General features: G+C 35.8%; 15 protein-coding genes. 1 reads left to right on the top strand and 14 read right to left on the bottom strand.

Annotated elements, in window-relative coordinates; genetic code table 11:
- Positions 1-3: 3 nt before the first annotated feature.
- From H6X70_RS05145 to H6X70_RS05095, 11 genes are all read right to left on the bottom strand, one after another.
- Entirely contained in the window at positions 4-1,152 is a 1,149-nt protein-coding gene (locus tag H6X70_RS05145; protein WP_194766593.1) for an alpha-hydroxy acid oxidase, read from the bottom strand.
- A 12-nt stretch (positions 1,153-1,164) separates the two neighbouring features.
- Entirely contained in the window at positions 1,165-2,454 is a 1,290-nt protein-coding gene (locus tag H6X70_RS05140) for a class II aldolase/adducin family protein (RefSeq protein ID WP_194766592.1), read from the bottom strand.
- A gap of 36 nt (positions 2,455-2,490) precedes the next feature.
- Entirely contained in the window at positions 2,491-3,864 is a 1,374-nt protein-coding gene (locus tag H6X70_RS05135; protein WP_194766591.1) for an FGGY-family carbohydrate kinase, read from the bottom strand.
- Between the two features lie 15 nt (positions 3,865-3,879).
- Positions 3,880-5,160 (bottom strand): sugar isomerase, encoded by a 1,281-nt coding sequence (locus H6X70_RS05130; RefSeq protein WP_194766590.1) that lies wholly within the window; start codon positions 5,158-5,160, stop codon positions 3,880-3,882.
- Positions 5,161-5,285: 125 nt separating this feature from the next.
- Positions 5,286-7,391 carry a bifunctional aldolase/short-chain dehydrogenase gene (locus H6X70_RS05125; RefSeq protein ID WP_194766589.1) on the bottom strand — a complete coding sequence of 702 codons (2,106 nt, stop codon included), beginning with the start codon at positions 7,389-7,391 and terminating at the stop codon, positions 5,286-5,288.
- A 669-nt stretch (positions 7,392-8,060) separates the two neighbouring features.
- Positions 8,061-9,365 carry a TRAP transporter large permease gene (locus tag H6X70_RS05120; protein WP_194766588.1) on the bottom strand — a complete coding sequence of 435 codons (1,305 nt, stop codon included), beginning with the start codon at positions 9,363-9,365 and terminating at the stop codon, positions 8,061-8,063.
- A 2-nt stretch (positions 9,366-9,367) separates the two neighbouring features.
- A complete protein-coding gene (locus H6X70_RS05115) occupies positions 9,368-9,856 on the bottom strand; it encodes a TRAP transporter small permease (protein WP_194766587.1) in 489 nt (162 codons plus the stop codon).
- Between the two features lies 1 nt (position 9,857).
- The gene (locus H6X70_RS05110; protein WP_228530275.1) at positions 9,858-10,820 is read right to left on the bottom strand and encodes a TRAP transporter substrate-binding protein; all 963 of its coding nucleotides are present in this window, start codon (positions 10,818-10,820) and stop codon (positions 9,858-9,860) included.
- Positions 10,821-10,836: 16 nt separating this feature from the next.
- Positions 10,837-12,252, bottom strand: a complete 1,416-nt coding sequence (gene uxaC / locus H6X70_RS05105; RefSeq protein WP_194766585.1) for a glucuronate isomerase — start codon at positions 12,250-12,252, stop codon at positions 10,837-10,839.
- Between the two features lies 1 nt (position 12,253).
- On the bottom strand, positions 12,254-13,429 hold the full coding sequence (gene uxuA, locus H6X70_RS05100; RefSeq protein WP_194766584.1) for a mannonate dehydratase: 1,176 nt from the start codon (positions 13,427-13,429) through the stop codon (positions 12,254-12,256).
- A gap of 21 nt (positions 13,430-13,450) precedes the next feature.
- Entirely contained in the window at positions 13,451-14,278 is an 828-nt protein-coding gene (locus tag H6X70_RS05095) for an SDR family oxidoreductase (RefSeq protein WP_194766583.1), read from the bottom strand.
- Positions 14,279-14,423: 145 nt separating this feature from the next.
- Between H6X70_RS05095 and H6X70_RS05090 the strand changes: the two genes are divergently transcribed.
- On the top strand, positions 14,424-15,506 hold the full coding sequence (locus H6X70_RS05090; protein ID WP_194766582.1) for a substrate-binding domain-containing protein: 1,083 nt from the start codon (positions 14,424-14,426) through the stop codon (positions 15,504-15,506).
- Positions 15,507-15,598: 92 nt separating this feature from the next.
- Here H6X70_RS05090 and H6X70_RS05085 read toward each other — a convergent pair whose 3' ends face one another.
- From H6X70_RS05085 to H6X70_RS05075, 3 genes are all read right to left on the bottom strand, one after another.
- Positions 15,599-16,699, bottom strand: a complete 1,101-nt coding sequence (locus H6X70_RS05085; protein ID WP_228530274.1) for a glycoside hydrolase family 88 protein — start codon at positions 16,697-16,699, stop codon at positions 15,599-15,601.
- A 104-nt stretch (positions 16,700-16,803) separates the two neighbouring features.
- Complete coding sequence (locus tag H6X70_RS05080) at positions 16,804-18,321, bottom strand: RagB/SusD family nutrient uptake outer membrane protein (RefSeq protein WP_194766580.1); 1,518 nt, start codon at positions 18,319-18,321, stop codon at positions 16,804-16,806.
- 10 nt (positions 18,322-18,331) lie between these two features.
- Positions 18,332-21,337: a SusC/RagA family TonB-linked outer membrane protein gene (locus tag H6X70_RS05075; RefSeq protein ID WP_194766579.1), complete on the bottom strand. Its 3,006-nt coding sequence runs from the start codon at positions 21,335-21,337 to the stop codon at positions 18,332-18,334.
- Positions 21,338-21,478 lie beyond the last annotated feature (141 nt).

Genomic DNA, 21,478 nt, shown 5'->3' with positions numbered 1-21,478 from the left:
CTATTATTTAACTAAGTGGTTTGGAAAATCGCGTGTCGTTTCACAACAAAGCTGATCCATAACTTGTTGTAATTCTGTTTTCAATAAAGAAATTGTATGATTTCCACCTGCATTTCCAAGGGCTGAAACGCCATACATAAATGAACGTCCCATAAAAGTGAATTTAGCACCACTAGCCATGGCACGTGCAACATCGGGTCCTGAACGAATACCACTATCCATCATCACTTCAATTTGATCGCCATATTTTTCGGCAATTGTAGATAATGGTTTTATTGTAGATTCTCCTGCATCTAATTGACGCCCACCATGATTCGATACAATAATACCATCTAAGCCTAAACGAATGGCCTCTTCGGCATCTTCATGACTCGCAACACCCTTAATCACTAACTTCCCTTTCCACATATCGCGAATAGGTTTAATTTTTTCTTCGTTTAATCGGCCACTAAAAGTGTCATCCATAAACTTCCCCAACTGGTTTAAATCTAATCCTTTAGGCATATAAGGTTTTAAAACCTCAAAATTTGGAATGCCATGTTTTAGGGTTTGCAAGCTCCAATCTGGTCGCCCAAATGCTTGTAAAATATTTGTTAGATTCATTTTTGGCGGCATAGCTAAACCGTTTCTTATATCTCTTGGTCTAAAACCGAATGTTGGCACATCGCAAAGAATTACCAACACAGGGCATTCTGCTGCTTCAGCGCGTTTAATTATATCGTCTCTCAACTTATCTTCGGTTGGATGATACAATTGAAACCAAGCTTTCCCTTCGGTTAATTCGCTTGCACGCTCAATACTTGTAGTTGTTACGGTACTCAATATAAAAGGAATATTATGCTCGAATGCGGCTTTGGCTAAAATCTCTGGAGAATTTGGCCATATTAGTCCTTGTAAACCAACTGGAGCAATTCCGAACGGGGCATCATATTCTATCCCGAATAAATTTGTTTTTAAAGACGACCCTTTATGTGCCCTTAAATAATTTGGCTTAAGTTGTACATCTCTTAACTCAGACGTATTTCGTATTAGATTAACATCTTCATTACATCCTCCATCTAAATATTCAAAAGCAAATTTTGGTATTTTTTTTTGTGCCCTAGCCCTTAAATCATCAATTGAAGGGTAACGGGTATCGAACTTCATGGCCATAATTTTCTTTTTTTATGATAAAAACTTTTTTCGTAAATCTTCAACCTGTTCATCGTTTATAGGAACCATTTCTCCAAGCGAATTTCCTAAAACAATAGATTTTGCACTAAATTCTGCTACTTCTAAATAATCGAAAGTTTGAAGCAATTTGTCTCCCGTAATAATTACAGAATCGTTTTCAATAATAACTGCAGTAGCGCAATTTTCAACGATTTCAGTATTGTTATTTTCCCTAAAATGATCGCCATATTTCACCATGCTTATATCTTGCAAAAAGATCCAACTTTCAGGTATGGTACGCACATTTAAAAAGCTTTTTGTTACTCCAAAAGCCATTAAATACGGAGATTGTGTCATTATAATAGAGTTTACATCGGGGTTACGGTTGTAAATCTCCTGATGAATCCAAGCGGCTCTACTCGGTTTTTTACCAGCTTCACGCTTGCCATCTTTTATTTGAACAATATCATCTAGACCTAAATCCCATCGATTTATTCCTGTTGGTGTTATAAGAAAATCGTTATCATTCCATCGCATGGAAACCGTTCCGTAAGAACTTATCATTAATCCCTGCTGACAAGAACGTTGTACGATTTGACAAATTTCTAAGCGTTTCTCAACTTCATCTGCAGGATACTCGGTGGTCTCCATTTCTGGTAAAACGCCTGTAGCTTGAGCTTCAAATTCATCAATTTGCCCATCAGTTAAATAATGCGGTTTTCCAATTTGAGAACCATACAAAATAGTGCGTGCACAAAATTCTAAAGCTTCAAAACGTTCAAAGGCATCCGTTAAATCACTTCCTCCTAAAACGGTACCATGATTTTCCATAATGATGGCCTTAAATCCTTTTTTAAATTCTTCGGCAATCACATCTCCTAAATCTTCACTCCCAGGCAATCGATATTCTGCATAACCTATAGGACCACATATATGTTTAGCTTGAGAAATGATATTCGTATTTGGTATTTGACGCACAATACTAAACGACACTAAGGCTGGTGGATGGGCATGAATAACAGATTTTATATCTGGACGCGCTTCATAAATGGCTTTATGAAATGGAAATTCTGAAGATGGTTTATGTTTACCTATAATGGTACCATCTTTTTTAACACAAATAATATCTGTTGCTCTTAATGAACCTTTATCAATCGCTGAAGGGGTTACCCAAATATCACCATTGTCATCAATTATAGAAATATTACCACCAGAAGTTGTGGTCATTCCGCGTTTGTAAATTCTACTTATAATAGTAGTAATTTGATCTCTTGGATGAATTAATCTAGTATTTTTAGTCATTTTTTTCAAGTTGAATATTAAAATATATCCTAATAATTAACTCACGATAAAAGGCACATGCTTTTTAAGAGCGTAATTCTTTTTTAGAAATTTTGAATTTAATTTAGCATCAGAAATAGCAATAGCAGCCCCCAATGCAGAGCCTAAAGAGGAATCGGTGGTACGCAACTTCATATGTCTAAATTCATGCGCTAGCAATTTTATATACACGTCGTTATCACTAAATCCGCCATCCACATAAATTCTTGAAATCGCATCGGTACCGATGGCTTTCTGAATACTTTTTATTTGAAGTAATACCAGCTCGGTCATTAATTGATGATACGCATGCTCGTAATTTTCAAATGCCATATTTGTTTTTTCAACCATGGTTTCATCGTCAATACTTTCCCATTTAAAACAATGTTTAAAATTGTCTGTAATTTTTGAATACAACTCGTAATCAAACTTAACATGGCGGTGATAATCATCGGCAACGCCAAAAGCTTCATCTAATTTTTTTACTTGTAATTTATATTCATTACCTAAAAATAATCGTGTAGCTTTTACAGGCTTTCCATTAATTCGCATGTAATTAATAGCTTCATTACCTTCTACTTCCGAAGCAATAGCTTGCTCTGTAAACGGATTAAAAACAATGCTCCACGTTCCTGTAGATACTAATACAAATTTCTTTTTAATACTTCTTACATAAGGTAGAAGTGCTGCAGAACTATCGTGAATACCAACGCCAATCTTAATACGCTTGCCGTTGTAATTCATATTAACACTAGTTTCTGTTGATACGATTGGTGGTAATATTTTATTAAACCCTTCGCTGTACACCCAACTGTGATAATCCTTTTGCGCATAGTCCCAAAGCGCTGTGTGGCAGCCAATACTAGTGTATTCACTTAAAGGAATCCCTGTAAAAATATAGCTTAGATATTGTGGTAAATGCAGAGTGTATTTTATTTTTTTATAAACCTCAGGCTGTTCTTTTTTTAGCCAATACAGCTGTAAACCTGAGTTTAGCATACTTAAGTCTGAACAACCTGTCGTTTTAAGAAAGGCTTCTCTAGGCCCATAAGTATCAAAAAAAGAAGTAACAATATGTTCTGGAAGCGGTTTTGTATAATTATAAAGCGGTGTTAAAGGATTACCATTTTCGTCGATATGAACCAAACTCGCTCCATAGGTAGAAAAATTAATGGCTTTTACCTCGAATTCTTTTGCTTTAAGAATACGATTAAATACCCCTTTTAACCAATCATGCAATGCTGGAAGGTTTTCTGTAGTGTGCCCATCTTCATCTGTAATTTCATCAAAAGATATATATTCCTTGTGTACCTCTTTAAAATCTTTGTCGAACAGGAAAAATTTCTTGTTCGTTTTACCAATATCAAATACTGCTGTTACTTTTTTTTTCATCAATCTAAGCGTTAATTATAATCCGGAAGCCATGCTGTGTTTTCCGCGTTCTTGAATTAAAGTCTCTCTAATTTGAAGTTCGCGATAAAGCGCTAACGGATTTAAAGCGCCTCCCGATTGCAGTCTTGCTTGTGCTAATAACGGACGTACATCGGTACGGTATGCCTTTTGTAAAATTTCTTGACATGCTACAACATCGTTAGCCGATTGCGCTTCTTTTAATAAGGTTTGATCTACCAATAAGGCTTTTGCATAAGCTTCTTGAATAGCTTCTAAAGATTGTATTAAATCCTCTAAAGGATCTTTAATGTTATGACTCGCATCAATCATCCAAGATAAATCTGGGTTCTGTGGATTGTTTTGCATGCCATAAACCAATTCGTTAAAAATTAAGAATAAAGCATATGGTTTTATACTTCCAACAGTCACATCATCATCGCCATATTTACTATCGTTAAAATGGAATCCGCCTAATTTGCCTTTTAGCATTAAGGTTGATACAATCTGTTCGATGTTTGTATTTGGTAAGTGATGCCCTAAATCTACCAGCGTATACGCTTTATCACCACAAGCATTGGCTAACATAAAAGAAGTACCCCAATCTTGAATGACGGTGCTGTAAAAGTTAGGCTCGTAAGGTTTATACTCAATAAACAGTTTCCAGTCGTCTGGAAGTGTTTTATAAATCGCTTTTAAACTGTTTTCAGTATTTGAAAGTGCCGTTTGAAAATTATTTTGACCAGGGAAATTAGAACCATCGGCTAACCAAACGGTTAAACTTTTTGAACCTAATTTTTCGCCTATTTTTATAACCTCTTGGTTATGGGCAATGGCTTGCTCGCGAACTGCTTGACTGGTGTTGCTTAAAGAGCCATACTTATAACTTTCCTTAGCATTTTTTTGATCTTGAAAAGTGTTAGAATTTACAGCATCGAATTTTAAATTTAAGCTATTTGCTTGTTCTTTAATCGCATTATAATCTTCAGGAATATCCCAAGGAATATGTAACGACACCGCTCCTGCAGTTTGTGTTAAACTGTGCAAAAGTCCAACATCATCTAACTTCTGAGTTAAATTCGAAGGTTCGCCGTAAAATGAAAAGCGTCCGAAACGCGTTCCACCAGCACCCAAAGCCCAACTAGGAATAGCCACTTGAAACTTTGCCAGTGCATTAATAACATTTTTAGTATTTACACCAGATTTATTTAAGGTATTCGCTAAAAAATCAAATTGATTTTGATGTTCTTCGCTTCCTTTTTTATTAAAATCTGATATTTGAGATTCTTGTAATTTCATAATTCCTAATATTTTTAATAACACCTTCCATTGGGCTCCCAATGGAAGGCATTTATAACAATCTAATTCCTATTTAATTAACTTTAAAAAAAACCATAATTAATTAAATACATACTATAAAGAGTCTAACGCACAAACGCGTTAGCCATACCGCCATCTACATTAATAATGTTTCCGGTTGACTTATCTAAAACCCCAACAAGAGCAAATACGCCATTAGCAATATCGTCTGGAGTAATAATTTCGTTTAATAAATTTCTTTTGGCGTAAAATGCTGGCAATTCTTCAACAGTAATACCGTTGGCTTTTGCGCGTCCTTCTGCCCAAGCACCTTCCCAAATTTTACTTCCTACAATAACGCCATCTGGGTTTACGGTGTTTACTCTAATTTTATCTTTGGCTAATTCGGCTGCTAATAAACGTACCATGTGTTGTTGCGCTGCTTTTGCTGTACCGTAAGCAACATTGTTTGGTCCTGCAACCAATCCGTTTTTACTAGCTATTGAAATATAATCGCCACCTAAGTTTTGTTTTCTCATGATTTCGGTTGAAAACTTCGCTAGGTTAAATTGTCCTTTTACTAATATGTTTTGTAAAATATCCCAATCTTTATCCGTTGTTTCTTCTAAAGGCTTAGAAATAGCTAATCCTGCACTGTGCACCACAATATCTACACCTCCAAATTCAATACATGCTTTTTTGTATGCTGAAGCAATAGAATCGGTGTTGGTAACATCGCAAACTGCCGTTGCAGCAACATCGCGTTTATAGGTTGCCAATGCTTCTGAAAGACTATCTTCATTAATATCGGTAAGAACGACATTTGCGCCTTCAGCAGCTAATTTATCAGCTATGGCTTTTCCAATGCCACCTCCTGCACCAGTAACAAAGGCTACTTTACGAGATAACGGTTGCTCTTTTGGCATACGTTGTAATTTAGCTTCTTCTAATAACCAATACTCGATATCAAACGCTTCTTGTCTTGGTAAAGATGTGTATGATGAAATGGCTTCTGCCCCACGCATTACGTTAATGGCATTGATATAAAACTCGCTAGCAACACGGGTGGTTTGCTTGTTTTTTGCAAAACTGAACATCCCTACACCTGGATAAATAATAATTACCGGATTGGCATCACGAATGGCTGGACTGTTGTCTTTTTTACATGTGTTGTAGTAATCGGCGTATTCTTGTCGGTAAGCTTCAAAAGCAGGTTCTAATTTTTTAAGAACAGCTTCTGAGTCTGATAAATCTTCATTTTTATCTAAGGTCAACACTAAAGGTTGAATTTTTGTTCTTAAGAAATGATCTGGACATGAAGTTCCCATAGGAGCCAAACGTTCTAAATCATTACTGTTAATGTATTCTAAAACCACATCGGTATCAGAAAAATGACCAATCATTCTGTTTTCAGAAGAACATAAACCTCTTAATAAAGGCATTAATTGTGCAGCTTTTTCTAAACGCTCTTCTTGTGGTAAAGATTCTATTTTTTGTCCGCCGAAAACAGATCCTTTTTCAGCGATCTTTTTTTCGATGTACTCGGAAGCCATTTCAATAACTTCCAAGCTATTGATGTAACATTCGTAAGAGGTATCTCCCCAAGTAAATAATCCATGAGACCCTAAAACGATACCACGAATACCAGGGTTATCGGCTAAACATTTTTCTAATTGTAAACCAAGATCGAAACCTGGACGTTGCCAAGGTACCCACCCCATAGTATCACCCCAAATTTCTTTGGTTACTTTTTCACTATCCTCTGCTGCCGCAACGGCTATTAAAGCATCGGGATGTAAGTGATCGATATGTGCAAATGGTAATAAACCATGTAAAGGCGTATCAATAGATGGTGCTTTACTGTCTAAATCGTAAATACAATGGTTAAAAAGTCCAACCATACGATCTTCATCCTCTAAACCGCCATAAACATTTTTTAAATCACGTAAACGATCGGTATACAAACCTGCAATTCCTGCACGCGTTAAAGTTCCAATGTCCCCTCCAGAACCTTTCACCCACATTACTTCTACATTATCTCCTGTTAAGGGATCTTTTTCTATAGTTTTACAACTGGTGTTTCCTCCACCATAATTGGTGATTCTTAAATCGGCTCCTAAGATGTTAGAGCGGTATAAAAACAGTGCTACTTGGTCATCGCCTAATTCGGCTGCTTTTTCATTATCCCAAAGGTAATCTACGTGGTTATAAGTGGTAACAAGACTATCCATATTCTTATTTTAAAATTAATAGTGTTGTAAAACTAAATCGAAACAAAGTATCATCTATCCTGCATTACACTGTATTCGTTAAAAAAACAGCTTTCTTTTGGTTATTTTAACTGTTTTTACGCCTTTTTTTTAAATAAAAGAGAGGAATATTTATAAATAAATAAGCGTTATTTATAACAACCTGAAAAAACAAAGCACTTATAAATTTAATGATTTTTGTTTACTTTTCTAAAGCTACACAAATACATTAAACACCTTAAAACCAATACACTATGTAGTGGTTGTTTTTTTTGATTATGTTAAATTCTACTTTATTAGATATTATATTTTCACGAATAGTCCTTCTCTAGTTCTGAAATACATATAGATGTCAAATTAATTTCTACAGAAAAAAGGCTATCGAATAAATATCACCCCCCTCCTTTACTAATGCCATTTAAAAAAAGAAACTTATCTACATCATGTAAACATTATGTTTCAATTTGTCATTCTTTATGGTATGATGGACATGACAACCTTTTTAAATTACAAAGAAGACTACTGTTACCAATAGTCTTCTTTATGCTAATAATCGTATTTAATGAATTTTGGATATTAATATATATTTAATTGTATCGTAAGGCATTCATGTTATGACAAATAAAACTAACACCCCTTAATTTGAGTTATTTACAAATCAAATAATCGTGGTAAAAACATAGAGATATCCGGAATATAACATACCATTAATAATACAGCGATCATGATAATTAAAAATGGAATTAAAGGTTTAATAACTTCCGATACCGATATATTAGCCACACCACTACCTACAAAAAGAATCGTACCAACGGGTGGCGTACATAAACCAATACATAAATTAAGCACCATAACAATTCCGAAATGTACGGGATCCATGCCTAGTTCTGTAACAACAGGTAAAAATATAGGTGTAAAAATGAGAACTGCAGGCGTGATATCCATAAAGGTTCCAATTATTAATAAGATGATATTTATAATTAAGAAAATCACGAAAGGATTACTAAACTGATTTAATAAAAATTCACTCATTAATGCAGGAATACTTTCAAAAGAAAACAACCAAGACATGGCCATAGACGTACAGATTAAAAACATCACTACTGCAGTTGTTTTTGCACTAGTAAGTAAAACTTCCGGAAAGTCTTTTACACTAATATCTTTATAAGCTAAAGCCAATACAGCAGCATATAACACGGCTATAACCGATGCTTCTGTTGCTGTAAATATACCAGCAACAATACCGCCAACTACAACGACTAAAAGCAATAAGCTAAAAAATGCTTTTTTAAAATAGTTCCAAATATCACGAACTGGAGCACGCTCACCTCGTAAAAAATCTTTTTTTATTGCCACATAAGCCACATACCCCATTATAGCCAAACCTAATAGAATACCTGGCATATAACCTGCTATAAATAAGGCTGCTACCGATGCTGAGCCACCACTGGCTAGCGCGTATACAATTAAGATATTACTAGGTGGTATTAATAATCCTGTAGTTGAAGAGGTAATATTTACCGAAGCACTAAAAGATCTAGGATAGCCTTCCTCCTCCATCCTATCGGTCATAATACTTCCAATAGCTGAAGTAGCCGCGATCGCCGAGCCTGAAATAGCTCCAAATAGCATGGATGCTAAAACATTTACATAGGCCAAACCTCCTGGTAAACTTGCTACAATAGATTTTGCGAAATTTATTAACCTATTGGCAATCCCGCCACGTTTCATGATTTCTCCGGCAAGGACAAAAAACGGAATGGCCAATAATGCAAAACTATCGATACCCGTAATCATACGTTGCGCCACGGTAGTAATGCCAGGTAATCTATCTATATTTAAAAGTAAACTTAATGTAGTAGATATCCCGATGCTATATGCAACAGGTACTTTTAACAGTAGTAATGTAAAAAAACTTATAAATAAAACGAGAATACTAATAACTTCTATACTCATAATTAGTCGCGAATTTTGTGGTTTAACAATCCTGAAATATGATATACAGAAAACATCATGATAATTAATCCACTAATAGGTAAAATCATGTAAATATATCCAAGCGGAATACGTAAGGTTCCTGATAACTGATTTAAGTGTAGCGTGATATAAACAAGGTTAAAGCCTCCTACAACCATAACTACAGCAGCAAAAAGAAAAACTAAAACCTCAATAGCTATAGACGCTTTTCTTTGCGTTTCTTTAGACCATTTACGGTATAAAAAATCCATGGATAAATGTTCACGTTTAGCATTTAAATAGGCAGCTCCTAATATGGATAACCAAATTAAAGAAAAGCGTGCAAATTCTTCTGTAAACGAGAACGAGGCTTTTAAAACGTAGCGTGAAAATACTTGCCAAAGGACATCCAATACTAGTAATCCGAAAATAACCACAAGAATTTTAGCCATGGTTACTTCAATGCGTTTAAAAAATGTATCTATTTTCATATTATTCTACAGCTTTTATACGATTAACAAGAGGAGCCAAATTGGGGTAATTGGCTATAAAATTTTCCAGAACAGATTCCGTTTTAACAGCAAACAAAGATTTATCTGGTACGATGACTTCCACTCCAGCTGCCTTAGCGGTTTCCATAGATTCCAAAACCGATAATCTCCAAAATTCCTTTTGTGCTTCTGCCGAAGTATCAGCAGCTTCCTGTAACCACTGCTGCTCTTCCTCTGTTAAGGTATCCCACCATTTGGTACTAACAACTAAAACATCTGGCACAGAAGCATGCTCATCTAAAGTGTAGTACTTACTTACTTCGTAATGGTTTGAAGACACAAATGACGGTGCATTATTTTCGGCGCCATCTACAACACCTTGCTGTATGGCAGTATACAATTCCCCATAAGCCATTGGTGTGGCCGAACCGCCTAAGGCATTAACCATGTTAATTGACATTTGGTCGTTCATAACACGAATTTTTAAGCCTTTCAAATCGTCAGGGGTTCTAATCGCTTTGGATTTTGTGTAAAAACTTCTACTTCCTGCATCATAATAACATAAACCACGTAACCACGAATCACTCCCTTTTTCAAGAATTTCTTTACCAACAGTTCCTTCTAGTACTTTAAACTTATGTGCTTTGTCTCTAAAAATATAAGGAATAGCCAATACGTTATATTCGGGAACAAAGTTTGATAAGGTAGCCGCACTTACTTTTGCAATGGCTACACTTCCTATTTGAAGCAACTCTAATACTTCGCGTTCTGATCCCAATTGGGCATCTGGAAATATTTTTACAACCAATTTCCCATTCGATTTTTTTTCTAATTCTTCCTGTAACTTCACGATACCTTTATGTACTGGGTGCGATTGTTGGGCATTATGTGAAATAAAAAAGGTTTTCACTTCACTTTTTTGCCTACAGGATTGCAAGCCTATAACTGTTAGGATGCATATCAAGATTTTGATTTTCATATTAACTTTTGAAATTAAAATAGTTTACGGCATTATAATAACAGATATCTTGTACTATACGGCCTAGGAAGTTAATATCGTTTGGCACAAGCCCCTGATTAAGATCTTCGGCCAAAACATTACATAAAATACGTCTAAAATATTCATGTCTTGGAAACGATAGAAAACTTCTACTATCTGTTAACATCCCTACAAAACGGCTTAAAAGTCCCATATTTGATAAGGTGTTTAATTGTTTTTCCATTCCGTCTTTTTGATCTAAAAACCACCAACCGGAACCCCATTGCATTTTACCTGGCGTACCACCAGTTTGGAAATTTCCCATCATGGTAGCAAACACTTCGTTTTGCGACGGATTTAAATTATAGGTAATGGTTTTAGCTAATTGATCGGTAGTGTTTAAAATATTAAACAACTTCGACATAAATTCGGCCATAGGGAAATCGCCAATAGAATCGCAGCCAACATCCAAGCCCACCTGCTCCACTAAACGCGTATTATTATTTCTGATGGGTCCTAAATGATACTGCTGTACCCAATCTAATTTATGATATTGTTTTCCTAAATAAATAAAAAGATATGATCTGTATTTATTGATTTCTAAGGTTGAAAGCGCCTCACCAGCTAATCGTTTTTTGAAAATGACAGACGCTTCATCGATAGTACAGTCTTCAATAACTAAAGCTTCACCTACCCCAAAATCTGATAATCGACACCCATTGTCATGGAAATACTGGAGTCTAGCATCAACCGCAGCAATAAATTCAGAAAAATTAGTAATCGATACTTTTGAAGCTGTTTCTAGGTTTTTCAAATATCCCGAGAATTTATCTTCAGCAATAAAAAATAATTCATCAGCCCGAAAAGTGGGATAAACTTTTGTAAAGTAACCTGCTTTAGCAATTTGCTTATGATAGGCTAAATCGTCTGTAGGATCATCAGTAGTACAAACCACCTCGACCTTCATTTGTTCTAAAAGTTGCGCCGGTGTTTTATTTTCTAAAATTTTATTGGTTTGCTCATAAACAGATTCAGCCGTACCAGGTTGTAACACCAAATCGATATCGAAATAGCGCTTTAATTCTAGATGAGTCCAATGAAACAGCGGGTTTCTTAAAGTATAAGGCACTGTTTCTGCCCATTTTTTAAATTTTTCTGCTTTTGAAGCTTCGCCAGTTATAAATTTCTCATCAATCCCATTGGCTCGCATCCCGCGCCATTTATAATGATCGCCTTGTAACCAGGCATCGGTAATATTCCCAATAGGTTTGTTTTCTGCTATTTGCTTTGCCGATAAATGATTATGATAATCAATTATCGGCAAGTTTTTAGCAAAGTCATAATACAAAATCTTGGCAGCTTTTGAATTCAATAAAAAATGATCTGTAATAAATCCTTCAGACTGTATAGCTGCCATTTTAAATACTTTTAGAGATTCCTTGTTCTAATCCGCGTAATTCCGCTAGTCCTCTTAGGCGTCCTATTCCAGAATACCCTGGGTTAGTTTTCTTTTTTAAATCATCCAACATTTGGTGACCGTGATCTGGACGCATTGGTATATTACAATCCGTTTTACCCTTAGTTTTTCGATTGCGCTCTTCTAAAATAATGGCTTTTACCACATCGTACATGGGCACATCGCCTTCTAGATGATTCGCTTCATAAAAATTCCCAGAGGCATCGCGCTGCGTACTTCTTAAGTGAATAAAATGCGCACGGTCTGCAAAACGTTTAAAAATTTGCACTAAATCGTTAGAAGGTATAACCCCTAAAGATCCGGTACAAAACGTAATACCGTTAGCTCTATCGGGCACTTGTTCGAACAAGTAAGCGTAATCTGCTTCGGTACTAACCACACGTGGTAAGCCTAAAATTGGGAAAGGGGGATCGTCTGGATGAATACACATAAGCACTTCATTATGTGAAGCCACAGGAATAATTTCCTTTAAAAAAGCTACTAAATTCGATTTTAATACCGTCGCATCAATATCTGCATAAGTATCTAAAACGGTTTGAAATTGCTCCAAAGTATACCCTTCTTCTGCGCCTGGTAATCCGGCAATAATGTTGTTTACCAACTGGGTTTTGTCGGCATCAGTCATGCCTTCAAAATATTTTTTCGAAGCCGCTTGTTGCGCTTCGGTATAAGTTGCTTCTGCGCCTGGACGTTGCAATAAAAACAATTCGAAAGCCGCAAAAGCCGTAGCATCAAAGCGCAAAGCTCTAGACCCATCGGCAACCTCGTAATTTAAATCGGTACGTGTCCAATCGAGTACTGGCATAAAGTTATAACACACAATACCAATCCCACAAGCTGCTAAATTCTTTATGCTTTGTTTGTAGTTATCTATATATGTTTGAAAATCGCCAGATCGTGTTTTTATACTTTCATGCACTGGAATACTTTCTACTACACTCCACGTTAAACCAGCCTGTTCTATAACCGCTTTACGTTCTATAATATCTGTTGTATTCCAAACAGCACCATTTGGAATATGATGTAATGCCGACACAATACCTGTTGCACCAGCTTGTTTTATATCTGAAAGGCTTACCGGATCTTTTGGTCCGTACCATCTCCAAGTTTGTTCCATGTTTTTATTAAAATATTAAGTTTACACCCCGCTATATGCGCTAAATCCGCCATCAATAGGAATAACAACCCCTGTAACGAAAGACGAAGCATCATCACATAAATATAAAGTTGTACTAATTAAATCTTCTGGCACACCATAACGCCCCATTGGGGTCTGGTCTATAATTTGTTGTCCTCGTTGAGTTAAACTACCGTCGGTGTTTGTTAAAAGCGTTCGGTTTTGTTCGGTTAAGAAAAATCCAGGTGCTAAAGCGTTTACACGCACGCCAACCTTAGAAAAGTGTACTGCCAACCATTGCGTAAAATTAGATACAGCGGCTTTTGCACCACTATAAGCTGGTATTTTAGTTAATGGTGTAAAGGCGTTCATGGATGAAATATTTAAAATACTACAACCTGTTCTACCCACCATATCTTTTGCAAAGACTTGGGTTGGTAATAAGGTTCCTATAAAATTTAAATTAAACACAAACTCAATCCCTTTGGTGTCTAAATCGAAAAAGGTTTTAAAACCTTCTGTGGTATTTTGCAAATCGTCTTCTTCTAAAAACGGATTAGAAGTCGTTCCTAATGGATGGTTACCTCCTGCTCCATTTACTAAAATATCGCAAGCTCCTAAAGCCGTATTAATTTCGGTTTTAGCAGTCTCTAAAGAATCACGTTCTAATACATTGGCTACAACGCCTATGGCTGTTCCGCCCGCTGCTATAATGTCGCTAGCAACTTGCTCTGCCGTTTCTTTTTTTAAATCTAATACGGCTATTTTATGACCTTGCTTTGCCAATGCTTTAGCTAGCGTACTACAAAGTACACCTCCAGCTCCTGTTAAAACAACTACTTTACTCATGATATGTTTTGTTTGATATTATTGATTTTTCGTGTGCGCCCACGCAAATATATTAAAAAATAGTGTGCGCCCACGAAAAGTGTGGATTATTTATAATATTTGTGTTAATTTGTAACTTCTTATAAAATTCAACACCCATATAGGCATGATTAGAATAAAGGATATTGCACAAGAAGCCCAAGTTTCTGAAGGGACGGTAGATCGTGTACTGCACAACCGAGGTGGTGTTTCCAAAAAAACAGAAGCCAAAGTTAAAAAGATTCTAGAGCGTCATAATTACAGTATAAACCCTGTAGCCAGTGCCTTAGCCTTAAAAAACAAACATACAATTGCGGTTTTAATCCCTGAACACAATGATACCGATGCCTTTTGGAAATCCCCTTATTTAGGGATTTTAAAAGCCATCGAGGATGTTAAAAGTTTAGGCATTCATGTGCAATGCTTTACGTTTAACCAGTATCAGCCTAGCTCCTATTTTGAAAGTTTTCAAGTTTTATTAGAATCGCAACCCACAGCGGTCATTTTTGCTCCAATGTTTTTAGAAGAAACCAAAAAAATTGTGCAGCAACTAGATACCGTACAAATCCCATATATTTTTTTAAACATTGATATTGAAGGATTCAATAACCTAGCTTATATTGGTCAGGATTCTTATACTTCCGGTTATATTGCTGGTAAGTTAATGCATATGGGTTTAGCCCCTAAATCGGATATATTAATTATTCAAGCACGTGATTATATTGGTGACAATAATGCTATTGCTAAACGGATACAAGGCTTTCATGATTATTTTAAACAGCATCATATCAATGCTGGAATTACACCTTTAAAAATTGAAAGTTTAAATGATAGTAACCAAACCAAAGCACAGTTAAACCATATTTTAAATACGATGCCTGCATTGGCAGGTATATTTATTCCCTCGAGTAGAACCTCAGCGGTAATAGACTGTTTTCAGGAAAGTGGATATGAAAATTTTAAAATCATTGGATTCGATAATACGCCGCAAAATATGACCTACCTAAAACAGGATGCGGTTTCATTTTTAATATCACAAAAACCCTTTGAACAAGGTTATGAAGCCATACGGATTATGACTGATTTTTTAATAAAAGGTAAAACGCCTAATGAAAAGATTTACCTACCAATAGATATTCTCATTAAAGAAAATGTCATGTATAACGACATGAATCAAGCCATGTACGAAGGTACTTTAACAAATGAATAATACATACCAGCACCTATTAAAACAAATAAACCGCTTACATTTGATGTAAGCGGTTTATATTTTACAAATCAATTGGCCAAAGCCATTATCTTTTAATCCAATTGTTGTTTCCTAAGTAAGGCTTCTAAGAAATAATAATCGGCATATACTATAGGTTCATTTATTTCATCATTTTTAGGCCAATTTCCGGTACTATGATCCAAAATAAATGGTCCTTCAACAGTGCTACCCAAAATGTAATCTTCAGAATTTAAATGACTTAATACTTTGTTTGCAAACTCTAGATATCCTGTTTCGTTTGTAAAAGTAAACAACTCAAATAATGCTGAAGTCACTACGGCTGCTGCCGAGGCATCTCTAGGTGCATTCGGGATTTTTGGATCATTAAAATCCCAATACGGCACACCATCTTTGGGTAGATTTTTATGCTGCATATAGAATGCAGTTGTAGCTTTAGCCTGATTTAAATATGCTGGATCTTTAGTGTAACGATAGCACATAGTATACCCATAAATAGCCCAAGCTTGTCCGCGTGCCCATGACGAATTTCTATTAAATCCTTGGTGGGTATCTTTGGTTTTTACAGCTCCAGAAATAGTATCATAATTAACCACATGGAAAACACTCTGATCTGCTCTAAACTGATGTTTTAAAGTCGTGTTCGCATGCTTGACTGCTATTTGATGATAAATACTATCTCCAGACAGCTTTGTAGCTTCAAACAATAACTCTAAGTTCATCATATTATCGATAATCACTGGAAAATCCCATACGTCCTTATTAAAATCCCAAGACCTTATAGATTGTACGGTATCATTATATCGCGTAGTTAAAGTTTTAGCACTTTCTAAAATAACATCTTTGTAATACGAATTATTAGGATTTTGCTTTAAACCTTCACCAAAACTGCAATAGACCTTAAAACCCATATCGTGGGTTCTATCATTCTCCTTTTGATTTTCGACTAATTTTGTCCATGTTTTAGCCTTTTCTTGATATAATGTGTTTCCTGTTAATTTATATAATTGCCATAAATTACCTGGAAAAAAACCACTTGTCCAATCGTTAGAACTTACCGTTTGTATGGTTACAGGGTTTAAACTCATACTTCTTGGAAAATTGTTAGCCCCTACTGGGTAATCCAATAATTTCTGGAATCGACTCTCTAAAGCAGACTTTAATTCTATCTGCATATTTTCTTTGTCAGTTTTAGTCTCAGACTTACACCCTGTATTTAAGAATGTAAGCCCCAGAACTAAAACAAAAAAACTAACTTTCAACATAAATAAACTATAAATTAATAACCCGTATTGTTTGGTAATAAATTAGGATTTCTCACCAATTCTGGACCAGGTAAAGGCAATAAATAATCTCTACTAGCATCAAAATTCGATTGAGGCTCTAAACCATTTGGACCAAAAGCTTCGTTTCCTAATTTCAATCTTTTAATATCGTACCAGCGTTTAAATTCAAAAGCCAACTCAATCGCTCTTTCATTTATAATTGTTTCCCTTAAGGCATCTTGTGATAAACCATCTTGAACATCCATTGGGTATAGAGATCCTGAGCCCATTCTTGCTCTTTCACGAAGTTTATTAACATAAGCAACTGCTTCCGATGAACCACCATTTACTTCATTTAAAGCTTCGGCAGCAATTAAGAAAACCTCGGCATATCGCATGGTAATGTAATTATGGCTTGATTCCCTTCCATTGTTTCCTGCAAGTCCTGCATAGCGGTAATACTTTGCAATATGCGGACGATTTACTGCGGCATCTGAATAGTCTTCAAACTGTGTATACGGATAAATCACCCCTTCTTTGGTTGTTGCAGTAGTATCCAAACTAACAGCCTTTCTATAGTCTTTTCCATCCCAGTTTTGATACACTTTTAAGCTTGGTACAGCAACGCTCCAACCTTCACCGTATTCATGAGTAGCATCGCCTCTAATACCTGTAACTGGTGCTACATAATCCTGTCCATAACTATCTACTCTAGTTTGGCCAACATAATCAATTGTAAATAATGGTTCTCTTAACCCTCCTGTTTTGTCGGCATTAAATAGATCTTGAAAATCTGATTCTAAGGCCAAATCAAAACGCGATTCGTTATTAATTACAAACTGTGCCTCGGCTGCAGCCTTAGAATAATCAGCAATTGTTAAATATACCGAAGCTAAATAAGCTGCTGCCGTAGCTTTAGATGGTAAAGCACGTGAACCTTGTGTATCTGGCAGCCATTGTTTCGCAAATTCTAAATCAGAAATAATGCCTTCATAAACTTCATTTTCTGGTGTTTTAGAGATTTCTGCAATATCAGCAGCATCAGAAACAGCAAAATCAATATACGGAATATCTCCAAATAAACGTACTAAATGATAGTAAGTAAAAGCTCTTGCAAAATATGCCTGTGCCACTACTGCATTTACTTTAGCTTCATCATCGTTTATTAAACCTGCATTAGAAATAGCTTGGTTTGCGGTACCTATAATGGCATAAGATTGTGGCCAAAAAGCACTTACCATACCGTTGTCATCACCCATAGTAAAATCATTTACTTCTTTTCTTCTTCCTGATGTACCTTGATCGCCAATATCGGCCAAATCGCCTCTTAACAATAAGGTTAAAGTTAACTTTCTACCCCAATACGATTCTGTAGACATGCCTGCAAAACTTCCGTTTACCGCGGCTTGCAAATCGGCTGTCGTCTTAAAAAAGGACTCTGGAGCTAATATTCCTACTGGATTTTCTTCTAAATCTGAGCACCCTACAAAAGCTAGTAGTGCTAAAAAAAATGTTATTTTATATTTTTTCATAGTCTTCATATTAAAATTTTAAGTTTAATCCCATAGTAAACGTTTTAACATTAGGGTAGCTACCATAATCTAAACCTACATTGGTATTACTTCTCTGGTTATTATCGTTTCTGTAGTTTGCCTCTGGATCTGCCCCAGGATAATCGGTAAACGTTAATAAGTTCTGTCCACTTATATAAATACGAGCTTTTTCAAGACTTAACTTACTTAATACAGTTACTGGAATATTATATCCGAAAGACAAGTTTTTCAATCTTACATAACTACCGTCATACACATAACGAGAGGTAATTCTTTTTTCACGAACTTCGGGTCTAGGAATATTTGTATCGGTATTCGTTGTAGACCATGCATTAACCATATCTGCTGAAGCGTTTGATACTCCAGAACCTAATTCTAACAAGGTGTAGTTTAATATTTCACCACCAACAGATGCTTGAAAGAATAAATTCATATCGAAATTTTTGTATCTAAAATCATTATTTAAACCCATCGTAAAATCTGGTGTAGGGTCGCCAATAATTTTTCTATCGGCTGTAGTTATTTCACCATCATTATTTAAATCGGCGAAAAGTTCACCCCCTGGTGCTGAGTCACTAGATAATGTTGCGGTTCCATCGGGAAGCGTTCCTCCTTGATAAACACCTTTATATTCATATCCATAAAAAGAACCAACCGACTCCCCTTCACGTAAAACCTGTGTTTGTCTTTGTAAGAAATGACCAGGAGCAGAATCAATAAATAAATCGTCTCCATCTGGTAAGGTTACCATTTCGTTCTTATTGGTTGAAAAATTGAACGCTGTAGACCATGTAAAATCTTCGTTTGCAATATTTCTAGAGTTTAAAGAGAACTCATAACCTTCATTTTTCAACTCTCCAATATTTTGAATTTGAGAGGATACACCTGAATATTCAGGAAGGGGACGAGGAAACAGTAAATCTTCTGTTTGAATATTGTAATAATCAAACGTAAGTTCTAATCTATTATTAAATAAAGCCACGTCTACACCAAGGTCTAATTGTTTAGAGGTTTCCCATTTTAGGTTATCATTAGCAAAATCGGTTAAAACCACCGAATTAACTTGCTGATCTCCTACAACACCATATACTGAAGAAAATTTAGCTAAAGTCTCGTATGGCGAAATTGATGGATTTCCTGTTGCACCATAACTGGCACGCCACTTCCAATTGCTAATCACGTTACTATCTTTTAAGAAATTCTCATTGCCCATGTTCCAAGCAATAGCCCCAGAAGGGAAGAAAGCATATTTATTATTTTTACTAAAATTTGAAGACCCATCGCGTCTTGCCGTAAACGTGAAGATGTATTTACTTGCGTATTCATAATTAACACGTCCAAAAACAGAAATTAATTCAGTTTCGTCTAAAAATGAACTAGGTTGCATAGTTACTGCACCGCCTTCAAGGTTTCTAAAAGATACCTCGTTAGTCACAAAACTTCTTGCTCCTGCAAAAGAACCTTCATTTTTATTCTTTTGATAAGAGTAACCTCCTAACAAAGTGAAATTATGATTCCCAAAAGTTTTTTTATAGGTTAAATAGTTTTCCGAAAGCACATTGGTAGACCTTCTGTTTTCTAGAGTAGCTTCACCTCCAACACCAGCTCCAGCAAGAAGTGTCGTTGGTTTAAATTTTCCTATTTGAGTGTTTACTGAGCTAAAACCAAAAGTTGTTTTAAGTTCTAAACCTTCAATAATTTCGTATGCTGCATAAAAGTTAGTTCTATAAGTGTCTACAGAGCGCTCGTCGATACTTTCTTTTGCTAAAGCATACGGGTTGTCGATATCATCACCCAGAGAGTTAATCGTATAAGTACCGTCAGCATTATAAATGCCTAAATCTGGAGCAAAGCGATAGGCTGAAGAAATAACATCACCACCACCCGTACCACCGGTTTGAGCTTGGGTACTAACACCATCTTTAGCAGAACGACCACCAAAAACGTTTAAGCCTACTTTAAAATTATCGGTAACATCTATATCAATATTACTCAATACCGTAAAACGTTCTAAATTACTGTTCATTACAACACCATCTTGTGTGTAGTAATTTCCAGAAATGTAATATTTAGAAGTTTCGGAACCACCTGAAAATGCTAACTGTGTGTTTGAAATACTTCCCGTAGCATAAATAAGGTCTTGCCAATCTGTATTTGCTGGTCCTTGGTTATAATTTGCTGAATACGCCTTTCTATAGGTTGCAAATTCGTTAGCGTCTAATAAATCGATAGTATTATTAACATTTTGTACGGAATACGATGTATTTAACTCTAAAGTTGGTTTAGTTGACGTCCCTTTTTTAGTAGTAACCATAATAACTCCATTCGATCCTCTGGAACCATAAATGGCTGTTGCCGATGCATCTTTTAGTACTTCCATAGATGCAATATCCTCTGGAGCTGGCATGCTTGCTCCAACAAATCCGTCTACAACAATTAGAGCATCGCTACTCGCATTAATAGACGTACCACCACGAATACGTACTTTTATTGGTGCTCCTGGCTCTCCTCCATTATTGGATTGAACCGAAACCCCTGCCGCTCTACCTTGTAATGCTTGTTCGGCACTTAAAGTTGGATACGCAGTAAGTTCTGCTGCTTTTACTGAAGAAACTGAGCCTGACACATCGCTTTTCTTAACGGTGCCATAACCAATAACAACAATTTCTTCTAGCTCATTCTCGTCAACTTGAAGTACAACCGACAAGTTTGAGTTTTCTCCAACCACTACTTCTTTAGTAACATAGCCCATATAGCTAAATTGAAGAACGGCATCTTTTCCAGGAACTTGAATATTAAAAACACCATCAAAATCTGTAGATGTTCCTGTAGAAGTTCCTTTTAGTAAAATGTTAACCCCTGGTATACTTATACCGTCCTCACTAGAGGTAACGGTACCAGAAACATTTTTTTCTTGTGCTTGCAGATACGTTCCTAACAACATTAGAAACATAAGCGCAAAACGCTTAAGTAGTTTGTTTTTTTTTGTAGTCATAAAAATTTAGTTTTGTTAGTTAACTAAAATAAATAGCTATTAAACTAATCAGAATAATCACGGTTATTAGGATTATTTCCACAGCATCTATTTTAGATTTATTGAATTTCATGCAACAAATATAGACGTGAAAATCGTTGT

The sequence above is a fragment of the Tamlana sp. I1 genome (assembly GCF_015355625.1).
Classification (GTDB): Bacteria; Bacteroidota; Bacteroidia; order Flavobacteriales; family Flavobacteriaceae; genus Pseudotamlana.
This window is presented reverse-complemented; position numbering and strand designations above follow the sequence as displayed.